The sequence below is a fragment of the Vibrio sp. JZG10 genome, from assembly GCF_054064075.1.
The window spans coordinates 106832-124158 of record NZ_JBSUGE010000007.1 but is presented as its reverse complement, the minus strand read 5'-3'; the positions used below and the strand labels follow the sequence as shown (position 1 = coordinate 124158).

The 17327-nt window shown below is 46.1% G+C and carries 13 protein-coding genes; 11 read left to right on the top strand and 2 right to left on the bottom strand.

Going from position 1 to position 17327, the window contains the following annotated elements:
- Positions 1 to 30 precede the first annotated feature (30 nt).
- Positions 31 to 963 carry a 50S ribosomal protein L3 N(5)-glutamine methyltransferase gene (gene prmB, locus ACWYVB_RS10365; protein ID WP_005397909.1) on the top strand — a complete coding sequence of 311 codons (933 nt, stop codon included), beginning with the start codon at positions 31 to 33 and terminating at the stop codon, positions 961 to 963.
- 179 nt (positions 964 to 1142) lie between these two features.
- Positions 1143 to 2228, top strand: a complete 1086-nt coding sequence (gene aroC, locus ACWYVB_RS10360) for a chorismate synthase (protein ID WP_005397911.1) — start codon at positions 1143 to 1145, stop codon at positions 2226 to 2228.
- Positions 2229 to 2315: 87 nt separating this feature from the next.
- Here aroC and ACWYVB_RS10355 read toward each other — a convergent pair whose 3' ends face one another.
- A complete protein-coding gene (locus tag ACWYVB_RS10355) occupies positions 2316 to 2939 on the bottom strand; it encodes a trimeric intracellular cation channel family protein (RefSeq protein WP_074191661.1) in 624 nt (207 codons plus the stop codon).
- A 333-nt stretch (positions 2940 to 3272) separates the two neighbouring features.
- Between ACWYVB_RS10355 and ACWYVB_RS10350 the strand changes: the two genes are divergently transcribed.
- The 3 genes from ACWYVB_RS10350 to ACWYVB_RS10340 all read left to right on the top strand — a co-directional run bounded on the left by ACWYVB_RS10350 (position 3273) and on the right by ACWYVB_RS10340 (position 4762).
- Complete coding sequence (locus ACWYVB_RS10350; protein WP_012841543.1) at positions 3273 to 3803, top strand: elongation factor P hydroxylase; 531 nt, start codon at positions 3273 to 3275, stop codon at positions 3801 to 3803.
- Positions 3804 to 3828: 25 nt separating this feature from the next.
- Entirely contained in the window at positions 3829 to 4092 is a 264-nt protein-coding gene (locus tag ACWYVB_RS10345) for a YfcL family protein (RefSeq protein WP_005397926.1), read from the top strand.
- 145 nt (positions 4093 to 4237) lie between these two features.
- A complete protein-coding gene (locus ACWYVB_RS10340; protein WP_248381314.1) occupies positions 4238 to 4762 on the top strand; it encodes an NADPH-dependent FMN reductase in 525 nt (174 codons plus the stop codon).
- 76 nt (positions 4763 to 4838) lie between these two features.
- Here the strand turns inward: ACWYVB_RS10340 and mnmC are convergent, their stop codons facing one another.
- Positions 4839 to 6857: a bifunctional tRNA (5-methylaminomethyl-2-thiouridine)(34)-methyltransferase MnmD/FAD-dependent 5-carboxymethylaminomethyl-2-thiouridine(34) oxidoreductase MnmC gene (gene mnmC, locus ACWYVB_RS10335; protein ID WP_395222181.1), complete on the bottom strand. Its 2019-nt coding sequence runs from the start codon at positions 6855 to 6857 to the stop codon at positions 4839 to 4841.
- A gap of 128 nt (positions 6858 to 6985) precedes the next feature.
- On the opposite strand from mnmC, the gene fabB reads away from it, so the two are divergent.
- The 6 genes from fabB (at position 6986) to accD (ending at position 17316) form a co-directional block, all read left to right on the top strand.
- Positions 6986 to 8197, top strand: a complete 1212-nt coding sequence (gene fabB, locus ACWYVB_RS10330) for a beta-ketoacyl-ACP synthase I (RefSeq protein WP_457528891.1) — start codon at positions 6986 to 6988, stop codon at positions 8195 to 8197.
- Positions 8198 to 8538: 341 nt separating this feature from the next.
- Positions 8539 to 9672 carry a 4-phosphoerythronate dehydrogenase gene (locus tag ACWYVB_RS10325; RefSeq protein WP_457528890.1) on the top strand — a complete coding sequence of 378 codons (1134 nt, stop codon included), beginning with the start codon at positions 8539 to 8541 and terminating at the stop codon, positions 9670 to 9672.
- Positions 9669 to 10682: an aspartate-semialdehyde dehydrogenase gene (locus ACWYVB_RS10320; RefSeq protein ID WP_006741728.1), complete on the top strand. Its 1014-nt coding sequence runs from the start codon at positions 9669 to 9671 to the stop codon at positions 10680 to 10682. Before ACWYVB_RS10325 ends, ACWYVB_RS10320 begins: the two co-directional genes overlap by 4 nt.
- A 197-nt stretch (positions 10683 to 10879) precedes the next feature.
- On the top strand, positions 10880 to 15259 hold the full coding sequence (locus tag ACWYVB_RS10315) for a FimV/HubP family polar landmark protein (protein WP_395222180.1): 4380 nt from the start codon (positions 10880 to 10882) through the stop codon (positions 15257 to 15259).
- A gap of 138 nt (positions 15260 to 15397) precedes the next feature.
- Positions 15398 to 16192, top strand: coding sequence for a tRNA pseudouridine(38-40) synthase TruA (gene truA, locus ACWYVB_RS10310; protein ID WP_047010110.1), 795 nt, complete (start codon positions 15398 to 15400; stop codon positions 16190 to 16192).
- Positions 16193 to 16389: 197 nt separating this feature from the next.
- Positions 16390 to 17316, top strand: coding sequence for an acetyl-CoA carboxylase, carboxyltransferase subunit beta (gene accD, locus ACWYVB_RS10305; RefSeq protein WP_005397203.1), 927 nt, complete (start codon positions 16390 to 16392; stop codon positions 17314 to 17316).
- Positions 17317 to 17327: the final 11 nt, after the last annotated feature.

The following is a 17327-nucleotide window of genomic DNA, read 5'->3' as shown; positions in this document are numbered from 1 at the left end:
GCAGTATTGTAGCGCTTTTCGGAGGCAATTTTGGATAAGATTTTTGTAGAAGAAGCGGTATCGGAGCTGCATACCCTTCAAGATATGATTCGTTGGACGGTAAGCCGCTTTAACGCAGCGAACCTGTTTTACGGTCATGGTACTGATAATGCGTGGGATGAAGCGGTTCAGCTTATCCTGCCAACCTTATACTTGCCGATTGATGTGCCTCCGCACGTACTGAACTCTCGCCTAACGACCAGCGAGCGTCTGCGTATTGTTGAGCGTGTAGTAAAACGTATCAATGAACGTACACCAACTGCATACCTAACCAACAAAGCTTGGTTCTGCGGTCTTGAGTTCTTCGTTGACGAGCGTGTACTCGTGCCACGTTCTCCAATTGGTGAGTTGATTCAAGCTGAATTCCAACCTTGGTTGGTGGAAGAGCCAGCGCGCATCATGGACCTATGTACAGGCAGCGGCTGTATCGCAATTGCATGTGCTCACGCGTTCCCTGAAGCTGAAGTGGATGCGATTGATATCTCTACAGACGCTCTACAAGTGGCTGAGCAAAACGTACAAGATCATGGCATGGAGCAACAAGTGTTCCCAATTCGCTCTGACTTGTTCCGCGACCTACCAAAAGAGAAGTACAACCTGATCGTGTCTAACCCACCATATGTGGATGAAGAAGACATGAACAGCCTGCCAGACGAGTTCACACACGAACCTGAGCTTGGTTTAGCAGCCGGTACGGATGGCCTAAAACTTGTGCGTCGTATTCTTGCAAACGCACCAGACTACCTAACAGATAACGGCATTCTTATCTGTGAAGTTGGCAACTCAATGATTCATATGATGGAACAGTACCCACAGATTCCGTTCACTTGGATTGAGTTTGAGAACGGCGGTCACGGCGTATTCATGCTAACGCGTGATCAGCTGGTTGAGTGTGCCGAAGAGTTCAAACTGTACAAAGACTAATAGGGTCTTGCACTAAACGTCAAAACACCGAGCTTTATGCTCGGTGTTTTTTTATACATAACTCGCCGATATTAACTCTTTACATCAAAACGTAATAAAGCCACTATGAATCCACGAAGAATTGGAAAGCAGTTGCGCTCTGGTTTGAGAGGGCGTAGCGATAAAAACTTGAGGAAGTAATGGCAGGAAACAGTATCGGACAACATTTCCGAGTGACGACATTCGGGGAAAGTCACGGTATCGCACTGGGATGTATCGTAGACGGATGTCCTCCGGGGTTAGAAATTACAGAAGCAGATCTGCAAATCGATCTCGACCGCCGTCGTCCAGGCACATCACGTTACACCACACAACGTCGTGAACCGGATGAAGTTAAAATTCTTTCTGGTGTTTTTGAAGGCAAAACCACAGGCACATCGATCGGTTTGCTAATTGAAAACACCGATCAGCGCTCAAAAGATTACTCGGACATCAAAGATAAATTCCGTCCGGGTCATGCTGATTATACTTACCACCAAAAGTATGGCATCCGTGACTATCGAGGTGGCGGCCGTTCGTCTGCTCGTGAAACCGCAATGCGAGTGGCGGCGGGTGCAATTGCGAAGAAATACTTGAAAGATGAGTTTGGTGTTGAGATTCGCGCGTACTTGTCACAAATGGGTGATGTTTCTATCGACAAGGTAGATTGGAACGAAATCGAAAACAATGCGTTCTTTTGCCCAGATGTGGACAAGGTAGAAGCGTTTGACCAACTTATCCGTGACCTGAAAAAAGAAGGCGACTCAATTGGCGCGAAAATTCAGGTTGTGGCAACTAACGTGCCTGTTGGTCTTGGTGAACCTGTATTTGACCGTCTGGATGCAGACATCGCGCACGCGCTAATGAGCATTAATGCGGTGAAAGGCGTTGAGATCGGTGATGGCTTTGATGTGGTAAACCAAAAAGGCAGTCAACACCGTGATACGCTTGCTCCTGAAGGTTTTGGCAGTAATCACGCGGGCGGTATTCTTGGCGGTATCTCAACTGGTCAAGACATTGTGGCTAACATTGCGCTTAAGCCAACATCAAGCATCACCGTTCCGGGTGAGACCATCACAAAAGAAGGTGAGCCAACTCAATTGATCACCAAAGGTCGTCATGATCCTTGTGTGGGTATTCGTGCCGTACCAATTGCTGAAGCGATGCTCGCGATTGTGGTGATGGATCATTTGCTGCGTCATCGTGGTCAGAACCATGGCGTAACAACTGAAACACCGAAGATTTAAGCTTAAAAATAAGCTTGATAGAGAGACAAAAGGCTGCTCAATGAGCAGCCTTTTTTAATGTGTTTTCACTACGCGTTTAGATTTAAATTAATGGAGTGAGCCTTCCGTTTCCAAATTGAAAGAAGGAAGACGCCACTTAAAACGTACCGCGGCCATACGCAGCATATAACCGGTGATCAGTGTAATGATAGTGGCTGTTACATCGGGAACATTAAATTCTAATAGCGCTAAGTACATTCCTGATGCGATAAGAGCGACAGAAGCGTAAAGTTCTTCATGCAGTACCAACGGTGTTTGGCGACAGATTAAGTCGCGGAGTAGCCCACCGAATACACCAGTTACTAGCGCTGAAACCATACAGATTCCAGGGTGTAAGCCCATGCCCATCGCAATCTTAGTTCCGATGATGCTGAACACGATCAAACCTAACGCATCAAGGCGGATGAATAGACCTTTTAGCTTAATCACCCATTTAGCTAAGCCTGTGGTAAGTACACCCGCAACACACGTGATTGCTAGGAACTCTGGGTTTTTTACCCAACCAAGAGGGTAGTGCCCCAGTAAAATGTCACGTACGGTGCCACCACCAATGGCCGTTGCACTGGCCACCAACATAACACCAAACCAGTCCATTTTTCTTCTACCAGCACTCAACGCACCTGTCATGGCTTCAGCCGTGATACCAATGATATACAACACACTTAGCAACATAGAGAGACACTCAACGTAAAAAGTTACTACGTTCTACATGAATCATCGTAGGCGCAGCAACAATACTTACAAAAGGTTTTATCATTCTTAAAAAGTGATTAAAACCAGCAACATGCCTGTAATCAAACCGCTTAAAAAACAGCAGTTTGAGCAGCATCAAAATAAGGCGAGAGTGTAGTAGCAAATGAGTACGCTGACGAATGAGAAATTATATGGAGAAAGCGATGTTCAGATAAATTCAACTAATAACCAAAACTGTGGGAGCATCTTTACCTTATAGATAAAAACAGCGACAATACGCAGCGCATGTCAAACTGAAGTACAAACTCGACGATGACCCACGAATACCAAGACCTTATCACCATTTTCAATGACACCTTTTTAGACCAATTTAATACGAAATTGGAGTTAGGTGGTGATGAGCCTATTTATCTTCCTGCTGATGATGAGCATCCTCATCATCGGATTATTTTTGCTCGGGGTTTTTATGCCTCCGCATTACACGAAATCTCGCATTGGTGTGTGGCAGGGCCTGAGCGTCGTTTGCTGGAAGATTTTGGCTATTGGTATGAACCTGATGGGCGCACGGCAGAAGTTCAAGCGGAGTTTGAGAAAGTTGAAGTGCGTCCGCAAGCTTATGAATGGATTCTGGCACAAAGTGCTGGCTTCCCTTTTACGGTGAGTTGTGACAATCTACACGGCGATTTTGAACCAGATAGGCTCGGCTTTATGCAGAAAGTGCATAAAGAAGTGTTGGGTATTTTGGAAGCTGGCTTGCCTTTGCGAGTGAAAATGCTTTCGGATGCTCTGCGTGCGTTTTACCAAACCAAGCCGCTGGAAGCGTCAGACTTTTGCGTTAAATAACCTCAAATAACCTCAGAGATACACCATGATTATTGAATTTGAAGAAAAACTACTGGAACTGATTGATGCTCGAATTGAAACAGCATCTGACGATGAATTGTTTGCTGGTGGTTATCTACGTGGTCACATCTCTTTGTCTGCGGCATCTTGTGAAGAAGAAGGCATTAGCGATATTACTGAGCTGAAGTCACGCATTGAGAGCAGTTTGGAAGACGCTCGTACCGAATTAAGCCCAGCTGATCGCGCGATCGTCAGTGACTTGTGGCAAGAACTGCAGGCTCAGGCTTAATCTCTGAACGTCGTTCTCCATTTATTAGTCCAAGTCATTTACTACTTCGAAAAATTCGAACCTCTCCATAAAATTTTTGTGGTTGTAGCGAAACTGTTCAACTTTTATTCTGATCAGCATAAAACGTGAACAAAGGATTACAACCATGAAAATTGTCGCATTTGGTGCATCTACCAGCTCTACCTCAATCAACAAATTACTTGCTACTTACGCAGCAAACCAAGTCGAAGGCGCTCACGTGAACGTTTTAGACTTAAACAATTATCAAGTACCGATGTTTAGCGAAGACAAAGAAAAAGAAATTGGTCAAGCTGAAGGTGCTGTCGCATTTTTACGTGATTTGGCTGAGGCTGACGCTATTGTTGTTTCCTTTGCAGAGCATAACGGTTCATACCCAGCAGCGTATAAAAACCTGTTTGATTGGGCAACGCGCATTGAGCGCAACGTATTCCAAAACAAGCCAGTCGTTTACCTAGCAACTTCTCCTGGTCCGGGTGGCGCACAGAGCGTTCTTGCTGCGGCAACAGGTTCCGCGCAATTTTTCGGAGCAGATGTGAAAGCATCGCTATCTGTGCCGAGCTTCTACGAGAACTTTGACGTGGAGTCTGGTGAGGCGGTAAATCCGGAAGTGGCAGAACAAGTGAAACAGGCAATTGCACGGCTGAAGTAATTTCAACACGAGTGACTTAATGAGTTAGTGATTCCCGACACATATTTGCGTCGGGAATGTAAACGAGAGGATACTCTTACAGCTCAGTAATGGCTTTGCCTTTTCTTAGTTTACGAACCCACATTCGACTTGGATGAAGTTCGGTCAATACATCAACAGGTAATGGCAGCGGGTCCCCACAGATTTGCGAGGCCAACACTTCAGCTAACAATGGTGCAGAGCTCAGCCCACGAGATCCTAAACCTAAGAAGCAGAATAAGTTAGTGAACTGATGAACGGTTTCTACCTCTTCTGCTTTTTGATTTTGTAAGTTGGCGTATTGCGTTTTTATCGTCTCAAAGTCACCCACATTTCCGACAAATGGTAAGTGATCTCGGCTCACGCAGCGAATACCTTGGCGAGATCGATTGCCCCTGATATCTACCTCTTTTGGCCATTCTTGGTTCGGTACGCACTTAACTAACTTTTCTGCGTTATCCTTCTGAGCGTTTTCATCAAATTCGTAGTCTAGGTGACTGCGATCGTAGCTCGCGCCTATGCACAGGTGCTGATTGTTTGGGTTAACAGGCGTCATGTAGCCGTCGTAACACAATACCGTTTTCAATTGACTCAGCGTTTCGGTCGCCGGAGCATGACTGACTTGCCCTTTCACCTGTCCCATCGGCAGGGAAGCGGTTTGGCTCAATGTCTGGAACTCATGGCCATTCGCAATCACAACGGTTGAGTGCTCAAATGTTTGACCATTGACGGTTAGTGTCCAAAGCTGATGCTCTTCATCCCAATTTAATGCTTCAACGTGATGTTCAAACTTCGTTGAGAGTAACGATGTCTGTTCTAATTGTCTGATTAACCCACGCGTTAGCTCGGCAGGGCACAACCATCCTCCCATAGGGTAGTGCACAGACGACATATCGATAGGTAATCCGATAGTATTCGCAGTTTCCTCGGCGGACAGTTTTTGAATCAATTCAGAAGGAAAATTACCCGCAAGCATCTTTTCCAGCTTATCAGCAGATTTTTCATCCCACATTAGCTGAGTTACACCACACCAATCGTGATCGAATGTAACTGACTCCGCAGCTTGTTCAATAAATTGTCTTGCAAACAAAAATGCAGGCGCAAACACACGCGAAACACCAGTATGAGGACCGTTCAACAATGGATACACGGCCCCTTGACGATTCCCCGACGCTCCTTCGGCTGGTTGAGTGTCTTTGCAGTAAAGCGTGACGTTTTGGCCACGACGAACCAACGTTTTTGCCAACGCTGCACTGGCAATACCACCTCCGATTATGGCAATCGAATCAAGATTGCTGGACGCCGTGCGATTGAACCACGGAAGGTGGTTCGACTGCTTTTCGCGTTGTTCCATCGAACCTGCGATCATTTCACGCTTGGTGCCAAAGCCTTTGACCTTTTTCATTGCCAAGCCTGCTTCGTTTAATCCTCGACGCACAAAGCCCGCTGCGGTAAAAGTGGCAACTGTACAGTCTTGCTTGGCTAACTTAGCCATGTTGTTGAACAGATTTTGGTTCCACATTTCTGGGTTTTTACTTGGCGCGAATCCATCTAAAAACCAAGCGTCAATCAAACCTTGTTCGTTGTATGGGACTTGCGGCATGCAGTCTTTGATGTCGCCAAACCAAAGGTCGAGTGTAATTGCGCCATCTTCAAGCACAATGCGGTGACACTCAGGTACGGCGGCAGGGTAGTGTTTTTGTAACTTTTCCGCGTACTCAGCTAGCTCAGGCCAAGCTTTATGCGCCTTCTTTAAATCCGCTTGGCTTAGCGGGTATTTTTCAAAGCTAATAAAATGCAGCTCTTTCAATGCTGCGTCTGGATGCTGACGACGAAACTCACTAAACCACTGGCATACTGCCAAGAAGTTTAATCCCGTGCCAAATCCTGTTTCACCAATGACAAAACGTCTTTGGTCAAATTCCTGCCATCTTTCTGGGAGATGATTTTGTTTTAAGAAAACGTAGCGTGTCTCTTCAAGACCGTTTACGTTAGAGAAGTAAACATCATCAAATTGGTCTGAAACCGGAGTACCAGCTTCGTTCCAACCAAGTTCTGCGTTTTTTATTGAAGTCATAATGGTGCAAATTTGTGATTTGGCGCGGTAAGAATGGGGCGATTGTACGAATTTATGGGAAAGCTGACCACTTTTGTTGACTATCTTAGTTATCATCTAGCGGATTTTTGAATTATAGGAATGTCATAATGAAACGAGTCGTAATCACCGGTATGGGTATTGTTTCAAGTATCGGTAACAACGTCGAAGAAGTTCTAGCGTCTCTTAAAGCGGGCAAATCTGGCATCACTGCATCTGAGCAGTTCAAAGAACACGGTCTTCGTTCGCAAGTATGGGGTGACCTAAAAATCAACCCGGCGGAACACATCGACCGTAAGCAGATGCGCTTTATGGGTGATGCGGCTGCTTATGCATACCTATCAATGGAGCAGGCAATCGCAGACGCTGGTCTTACAGAGGATCAGGTTTCAAACGATCGTACCGGTATCGTTGCGGGTTCTGGCGGTGCTTCTGCATATAACCAAACGGTAGCGACAGATACGATGCGCGCAAAAGGCGTAAAACGAGTTGGCCCTTACATGGTTCCTCGTACTATGTCTTCTACGGTTTCCGCTTGTCTTGCTACGCCATTTAAGGTTCGTGGTGTGAACTACTCAATGAGCTCTGCATGTGCTACCTCTGCACACTGTATCGGTCACGCGATGGAGCTTATTCAACTTGGTAAACAAGACATTGTTTTTGCTGGTGGCGGTGAAGAGCTTGATTGGTCTCAAACCATGATGTTTGACGCTATGGGTGCGCTGTCAACGAAATACAACGACACTCCAGACAAAGCATCTCGTACGTATGATGCGGACCGTGATGGTTTCGTTATCTCTGGCGGTGGCGGCATGCTGGTTATCGAAGAACTTGAGCACGCTCTAGCACGTGGCGCGAAAATCTACGGTGAGATCGTAGGTTACGGTGCGACTTCAGATGGCTACGACATGGTAGCACCATCAGGTGAAGGCGCGATCCGTTGTATGAAGATGGCGATGCAAGACGTTGACGGTGTGGATTACATCAACACGCACGGCACGTCGACACCAGTTGGTGACGTGAAAGAGCTTGGTGCGATCCAACAATTGTTTGGTGAGAACAGCCCAGCAATCTCTGCAACAAAAGCAATGACTGGTCACGCACTAGGCGCCGCTGGTGTGCACGAAGCGATTTACTCAACACTTATGCTAGACAAAAACTTCATTGCTCCAAGCATCAATATTGAAAACTTGGACGAAGCAGCTCAAGGTCTGGACATCGTGACAGAAGCACGTGATGCAGAGTTAACAACCGTAATGTCAAACAGCTTTGGCTTTGGCGGCACAAACGCAACTTTGGTTATTAAAAAGTACCAAGGTTAACTGAATTTGTTGGCGCGCCACGTGAGTGAGTACAGCGTCAACAATCCAGTTTCCAGAGCTTGATCAGTCACACTGATCGAACAGACGCAGACTCTATCCCATGGAGAGCGGGATAGGATCCTTTTGTTCTGGAACTTTGCCCGGCTATTTAGCCGGGCTTTTTCTTTTCTCAATTTCTGCTTTTTACATTGCTTCCCGTTAAACGATTTCTTTGGAACTAATCTCCTTGAGGTTTATTAGGGTTATTTCTTGAGATTTTTCGGGAAAAGGGCACAATCGCTTTAGTTTCGCATCTTGCGAATAAACGAACTCATACAAATGGATGTTAAAACGCTGGCGCTATGAAAATTATTGTTGATGAAAATATGCCGTACGCTGAAGAGCTATTCAGCCAACTCGGTGAAGTGATTCTAAAACCAGGTCGTACACTGACGGCTGATGATTTAGTGGATGTTGATGCCCTAATGATTCGCTCGGTAACCAAAGTGAATGCCGATCTAATCAGCAAAGCAAACAAGCTAAAGTTTGTTGGTACCGCAACAGCAGGTATGGATCATGTCGACCAAGCGCTTTTAAAAGAGAAAGGTATATTCTTCACCGCTGCGCCGGGTTGTAACAAAGTGGGTGTGGCGGAATACGCGTTCAGCGTGATGATGGTGCTCGCTCAGCAACAAGGCTTCTCGGTATTTGACAAGACGGTAGGTATTATTGGTGCAGGCCAAGTAGGTAGCTACCTAGAGAAATGTTTGAAAGGCATGGGGATTAAAGTTCTCATCAATGACCCATTCAAACAAGAGGCTGGTGATCCTCGTAGCTTTACTCCGTTGACAGAACTGATTGAAGGCTCAGACATCATTACGCTGCACACGCCAATCACCAGAGATGGTCCATATCCAACTCATCACTTAATTGATGAAACGGTTTTAAACTCGCTTCGTGGTGATCAGATTTTGATTAACGCCGCGCGAGGTCCAATCGTTGATAACGAGGCATTGAAGCAACGTCTTTTGAAAAACGACGGTTTTACCGCAGCGCTTGACGTATTTGAATTTGAACCAGAGGTTGATATGGAGCTTCTGCCTCTGCTAGCATTCGCAACCCCTCACGTTGCAGGCTACGGCTTGGAAGGGAAAGCTCGCGGTACGACGATGATTTTCAACAGCTACTGTGAGTTCTTAAATAACGAATTACGTGCGCATGCCAGCGATTTACTGCCAACCGCGCCTGTTCCTACTATGGTATTGGACAGAGCTTGGGATGAAGCAACACTGCATAACATCACGCAGTTAATCTATGATGTGCGTAGAGATGACGCTCTTTTCTGTCGTGAGATCAGTAAGCCAGGTGCTTTTGACCTGATGCGTAAAAACTACTGGGATCGCCGTGAATACAGCGCTGTCACGCTAGTGGGTAACAAAACATGTAACCTTGCTCCATTAGCAGAACTAGGTTTTCAGATTGAGGTAAGTCAATGAGCCAGCAATATAATGTTGCCATTTTAGGTGCGACCGGTGCGGTCGGTGAAACAATTTTAGAAGTGCTTCAAGAACGTAAATTCCCAGTGGGTGACATTCACTTATTGGCAAGTGAGCGTAGCGAAGGCAAGACTTATCGCTTTAATGGCAAAACGGTTCGTGTACAGAACGTTGAAGAGTTTGATTGGTCTCAAGCTCATATTGCGTTGTTCTCTGCTGGTGGTGAACTATCTGAAAAATGGGCGCCAATCGCGGCAGATGAAGGTGTTATCGTTATCGACAACACTTCACACTTCCGTTACGAGTACGACATTCCTCTTGTTGTGCCAGAAGTAAACCCAGAAGCGATTGCAGAGTTTCGTAACCGTAACATCATCGCGAACCCAAACTGTTCGACCATTCAAATGCTGGTGGCACTAAAACCAATTCACGATGCAGTGGGTATTGAGCGTATTAACGTATCTACATACCAATCCGTATCTGGTGCGGGTAAAGCGGGCATTGACGAACTAGCAGGTCAAACGGCTAAGCTTCTAAACGGTCTGCCTGCGGATAAGAAGCAATTCTCTCAACAGATTGCGTTTAACTGTATTCCGCAAATCGATCAGATGATGGAAAATGGCTACACCAAAGAAGAAATGAAAATGGTGTGGGAAACACAGAAGATCTTTAACGATCCATCAATCACAGTAAACCCAACGTGTGTGCGTGTGCCGGTATTCTATGGTCATGCTGAAGCGCTTCACATTGAGACTCGCTCTCCAATCGATGCACAAGAAGTTGTTAACTTGCTTGAGCAAACAGAAGGCATTGAAGTCTTCCACGGTGATGACTTCCCGACACAAGTGCGTGATGCGGGTGGTAAAGATCATGTTATGGTTGGTCGTATCCGCAACGATATCAGCCACCACAGTGGTGTAAACTTGTGGGTTGTGGCGGATAACGTGCGTAAAGGCGCAGCAACTAACGCGGTACAAATCGCTGAAGTCCTGATCCGCGATTACTACTAAGTCACTTACTGTTCATTTCAAAGCCTCGCATTATGCGAGGCTTTTTTGTACGAACGGAACAAAATAGTGTGAGATTAGTACGAATATGGCGAGAGCCACACATTTTTTATTCTCAACGCTATAGTTTTGCATGTGATATCCGATATATTTAACCGATCACCATTTCAAATTGTATTTAGCACAAAACTGAGCCTTCTATGCGTCAAAATTATAAGCGTTTGTTAGCAGCCCTTGTGTTGATGAGCGCGACTCAGACATCATCAGTGGTTCAAGCCGAAGGAATTCGTCTTGTTGGACCATCTGGTGAAGTGCAATCATCTCCGAGCTATGCTGAAGATATTGAGCGAGCATTACCTGCTCCTCCTGCAAATACTCAGCCGTCACGTTTCTTTGGTCCGACTGGTGAAAATCAAACACTATGGTCGATCGCTTCAGAATTACGACCTTCACGCGGTGTTACCGTTCAACAAACGCTTCTTGCCATTTATCGAATTAACCCTCAAGCGTTTGAGAACCAAAACATTCATGAGTTGATCCCAGGGAGTCGACTACGAGTACCGTCTCTAGAGCAAGTGCAAAGCGCGACTACAGAGCAAGCTGTTGCGATTATGAAAGCGCACGAGGCTAAGTTAAAACAGCCGAAGCCGACAAATAGAGCCACGCCAGCGCAACGCGTCACCGAGCAACCAAAGCCACAAATAAAAGTAGAACCCAAGCCTGTTGCTCCTAAACCAGAAACCACTGTAGCTGCGGAACCAAAACCGGTTCAAAAAACAATACCAGTTATTCCTGCGCCACCTGTGAACACCTCTCCGCAGGGTGAAAAGCAGGTCAGTGCGTTAAAAGACAAACTTCAAGGCTCACAAAGTGAATTAGAGTCATTGGAAGAGAAGAACCATCGTCTTCGCTTAATGTTGTCAGAAGTGCAAAGCGAAGTTGAAACCTTGAAAAATGAGCTGAATGACGAAGAACGCATTCGCTCGGAAGTCGAGAAACTGCTTGCTGAAGAGCGCCAGCGCCTTGCTGAGCAACAACGCATGCAGCCAAGTACGATTGACAAGATTTTGTCTAATGGTTGGCTTGTCGGCTTAGCGGCGCTTATTCCAGGTGCATTGCTGGCACTATTGGTTGTGATGTTGCTTGGTCGCCGTTCTAAAAACAAAGAGGAAGAGCCTGCTGCGCAATCGCCGCAGGAAACCGATCCATTAGCTGCGCCAATTGGTTTAGCGGCGACGGACGAGCTGGATGAAGAACTCACACTTGATGATGAGTTGTTCGCAGATGAAGATATAAATACTCAGGCTACACAAGAAGAGAAGCCAGACTTAGAAGAAGACGTCTTTGCCAACCTTGACGATGAAGAACTTGATTTCAATCTAGAAGGGGACGATGACCCATTTGCGGGTATCGGTGATGACGGCGATCTGGATGTTGGTCTGGATGAGTTTGAGTCATCAAACAATGGTATCCAAGTTAACGGCGAAGAAAAAGCGCTTGGTTTAGAAGAGATGGAGCGAGCCTTAGATGAGGTTGCTCCAGAACTAGAAGTGCTCGATGACGATGAGGCTGGCTTCGATCTTTCAGATGATACGAACGAGAAAGCAGACTCGCTTTCAGACGACGCGTTTGCGGAACTACTTGCAGCAGATGAGCCGTCAGAAGAGTTACCAAGTGACACTGTCGATCAGGATATGCTTGATGACTTGTTTGCGGAACTTGGCAATGACGACTTCGACCTAGATACCGATGAACCTGAACTAAAACAGCCCGTATCGGATGATGATTTCAGCGCAGGAGAGGCATCTGATGACGATATCGATAAGCTATTAGCTCAATACGAGCAGCCTGTTACTGAGCCGACAGAAGTTGAAGGTGACGCCAGCGAAGACGCCGTTCTAGATGAAAACAGTACGGACTTACTCGATGAACTGATCGATTTTGACGAAGATGAAACAGACGACGAGTTTGACCCACTGAATGAGCTAGAAGCACTCTCTGGTTTTGAAGGTGATGACTCGATTGAAGAGTTAGATGCAGATAGCACAGATTTACTGGATGAACTCATTGATGACGTCACATCCGAACTTGATGAAGAGACAGAAACTGAGACTGAGTTAGATCCGTTTGATGATCTGATTCGAGAGGACGAAAGCCCTGCACAGAATAAATCGGAGGAGGAAGAGTTACTCGCTTCACTTGGTTTTGGCGAACCAGACGGCGACGAAAAACCATCTTCAATAGCCGAGTCAGAGCCCGCTCATGAAGAGCCGGAAATTGAGTCTGGTTTGGACATCGACGCTTTATTAAGTGACAGTCAACCAGACCCACAACAAACAGCGCCAGAGCAACCATTAACCGAGCCAGAAACTGCTTCAGAGCCATTTAGCAGCGATGAGTTTCTTGGTGATTTAGAGGACCTCTCACCAGAGAACGATCCTTTAATGAGCGAGCTAGACGACTTGTTTGAGTCAGACAGTGAAGAGCTTCAGCCTACAGAGCAAGAAAAAGCGGACTTTTCTGCTGAACTGGATGCGCTATTTGATACTGAAGATGATTTAGCGCAACAACAAGTTGAAGAGTCGCAAGCTGAGATAGAGGAATCTTCGCCACAACAAGAAGAGGATGCCAATTCTAAGTCAACGCAAGATGCATCAGTAGAGCCTGATGCTAAAGTGCCGCCTCAAGTTGAGACAGAAGAAGACGCTCCGGCGTTCACTCCGACACCAAATACAGTAGAAAATGAATTTGGTGTTCCACAAGAAGAAGATTGGCTACTGGATGAGCCTGAACTAGAAAGTGAAACTCAACCAGAACAAGAACAAAACTCGGGTAACAAAAGTGAGCCAGAAAGTTCAGAACTAGCATCAGAAACTGAGTCGGCAACCAATGCAGAAGAAGAGTTCGATTTTGATGAACTCGATCTACCAGAGTTCAGTGAAGAAGACGCACTGGCGTCCATGGCGGACGAACCTGCGTTTGGTGAACCAGAATCTGTAGAGCCTGAGCGCTCTGAAGCTGAGTCGGCGACTGAAGCAGAAGAAGAGTTCGATTTCGATGAACTCGAACTGCCAGAGTTTAGTGAAGAGGACGCATTGGCGTCCATGGCAGGCGAACCTACGTTTGATGACCCAGAGTCTATCGAGCCTGAGCGCTCTGAAGCTGAGTCGGCTACTGAAGCAGAAGAAGAGTTCGATTTCGATGAACTCGAACTGCCAGAGTTCAGCGAAGAAGACGCACTGGCGTCCATGGCGGACGAACCTGCGTTAGATGAATCAGAGTCTATCGAGCCTGAGCGCTCTGAAGCTGAGTCGGCGACTGAAGCAGAAGATGAATTCAATTTTGATGAACTCGATCTACCAGAGTTCAGCGAAGAGGACGCATTGGCGTCTATGGCGGGCGAACCTGCGTTTGATGACCCAGAGTCTATCGAGCCTGAGCGCTCTGAAGCTGATTCGGCCACTGAAGCAGAAGATGAATTTAATTTTGATGAACTCGATCTACCAGAGTTCAGCGAAGAGGACGCATTGGCGTCCATGGCAGGCGAACCTACGTTAGATGAATCAGAGTCTATCGAGCCTGAGCGCTCTGAAGCTGAGTCGGCTACTGAAGCAGAAGAAGAGTTCGATTTTGATGAACTCGATCTACCAGAGTTCAGTGAAGAAGACGCCTTGGCATCTATGGAAGAAGAGCCAGAATTACCGAGTTCTGAAACCGTAGATATAGAACCAATCTCCGGTGAGGGTGAAGAGCTAAGTTTTGACGACCAAGACCTTCCTGAGTTCAATGAGGAAGATGTTCTCGCATCAATGAATGAGAGTGCGCCAGAGACTCCTAATGTTGAAGCTGAGACATCGAGACCAACTCTTCAAGCCGATAACGATCATGATGCTTTGTTTGAAGTCTTTGCGCAGCAAAACGGTTTTGATACTGAACCAGAAGTGCAGCCAACGGCGACAGAGGGTGAGCCACTAAGTGACTTAGATGATGAATCTTCAATGGCTAACCTTCTTGCTGAAGACGCAAGTTCAGAGGTATTTGAAGGTCAGTTAGACAGTGACACCATCGCAAGCGCAGGTATGGATTTTGAAACCATGCTTGATGTTGGAGATGATTGGGATGGCTTTAAACCAGCTGCCGATAGTGTAAGTTCTACGGAAGATGTGCCTGAGGACCAGCGTGATGTTTGGAATTCGAGTGACGCACTAAGTCAGCCAGAGATCGCGCAAGAAAACTGGGCAGAGCAAAGCGACTTGGATGACTTCGACCCAAAGAAAAATCAATTTATGACGATTGATGAATTGATGGCTCAGGTCGATAAAGAAGGTGGTGAATTCGAAGAAGAAGATCTGAAGCTTGATGTCGGATTGAACGAGTTTCCAGATGTTATCGGTGAGATCGGCGATGTTGACGTAGATAGCAACGCTGAAGCTGCTGGAAAACTGGACCTTGCTAAAATCTATCTCGAGATGAACGATTCTCAAGGGGCGATAAAACTACTAGAAGAGGCGATTGTTTACGGTGAAGATGATATTCGCCGCGAAGCAAAGAGCCTGATTGATGCCATTAATGGCCGATAAATTAAAAAGGTCAGCGTTAGCTACCCTTTTTGTGTCCCGCTAGTATGATGCTACCTTTACGTCATCCTTGTTGAAACTGGCAACTTGAGGTGACTTGAGTATATACTTCCCGCCCCATTTTAGAGTTCGAAGGTTAAGATGAGAATCGCATTAGGTATCGAGTACAACGGTACAAACTACTTTGGTTGGCAGCGTCAAAGAGAAGTGAAAAGTGTCCAAGAAGAGCTAGAGAAAGCATTGTCCGTTGTCGCTAATCACCCAGTTGAAGTGCAGTGTGCTGGTCGGACAGACGCTGGCGTACATGGCACAGGACAAGTTGTGCACTTTGATACCAACGTTACTCGAAAAATGGTAGCTTGGACCATGGGCGCAAACGCGAACATGCCGAGTGATATAGCGGTTCGTTGGGCTAAGGAAGTCCCAGATGATTTCCATGCACGATTCTCAGCGACAGCGCGCCGTTATCGCTACATTATTTTCAATCATGCTTTACGACCTGGTATCTTAAACTCTGGTGTGAGCCACTATCATGGTGAGCTCGACGAGAAAAAAATGCATGAGGCAGGGCAGTATCTGCTTGGTGAAAATGATTTTACGTCGTTTCGTGCGGCGCATTGTCAGTCTCGTAGCCCATTTCGAAACTTGATGCATCTGAACGTTACGCGCCATGGGAACTATGTGGTTATTGATATTAAAGCTAATGCGTTCGTGCATCATATGGTTCGTAACATCACGGGTAGCTTGATAAAGGTTGGACGTGGTGAAGAGAGCCCTGAATGGATCAAATGGTTGCTAGAGGCTAAAGATCGCAAACTAGCGGGTGCGACAGCGAAAGCGGAAGGTCTGTACCTGGTAGATGTAGACTATCCAGAAGAATTTGGGTTACCTGAAGTGCCGATCGGCCCACTGTTTTTGCCAGATAATTTGAACTAATTTTACAAACTTATTTCAAAATATCGGTAGTGTTTACATTGAATGTGAGCGGAAAACATACGCTATTTATGATATCAAAAATAGGTACAACCAGTTTTTTATCTACAGTAGCTGCAAGATATGGTTTAATCCGTCGGTATTATGTCGAATTTATATCTTTCGCAATGAAGCGGAAGAGTTGAGAGAAAAGGTCTTCCATGAGTTGGCTTGAAAAGATTTTAGAGAAAAGCAACCTAGTAAGTTCACGCAAAGCTTCTATCCCAGAAGGTGTGTGGACTAAATGTACCTCTTGTGAACAGGTTTTATACCATGCTGAACTAGAGCGTAACCTAGAAGTTTGTCCAAAGTGTAACCATCACATGCGCATGAAAGCGCGTCGTCGTTTGGAAACGTTTTTAGATGAAGGCAATCGAGTTGAATTAGGTACCGAACTTGAGCCACAGGATAAACTGAAATTTAAAGATTCTAAGCGATACAAAGAGCGTATCTCTGCAGCACAAAAAAACAGCGGAGAGAAAGATGCGCTAGTTGTGATGCAAGGTGAACTGCTTGGTCTACCCCTTGTGGCGTGTGCGTTTGAATTCTCCTTTATGGGCGGTTCAATGGGTTCAGTTGTTGGTGCTCGCTTCGTAAAAGCGGTGGATGCAGCAATTGAAAACAATTGTGCACTTGTTTGTTTCTCAGCAAGTGGTGGCGCTCGTATGCAAGAGGCATTGATGTCTCTTATGCAAATGGCAAAAACCAGTGCTGCGCTTGAGCGTCTATCAGAAAAAGGTCTGCCGTTTATTTCGGTTCTCACTGACCCTACAATGGGTGGTGTATCAGCAAGTTTGGCTATGTTGGGTGATATCAACATCGGTGAACCTAAGGCGCTGATTGGCTTTGCTGGTCGTCGTGTTATCGAGCAAACAGTGCGTGAAGATCTTCCTGAAGGTTTCCAGCGTAGTGAGTTCCTGCTTGATCACGGTGCGATTGATATGATCGTTGACCGTCGTGAAATGCGTCAGCGTGTGGGTGGTCTAATCGCTAAGATGACTAACCACAAGTCTCCTTTGGTGGTTTCGGTTAACGAATCTCCAAATGAAGAGCCATATTCTGTACCAGAAGCGGACGAAAAAGGGTAAAGTATCAACTA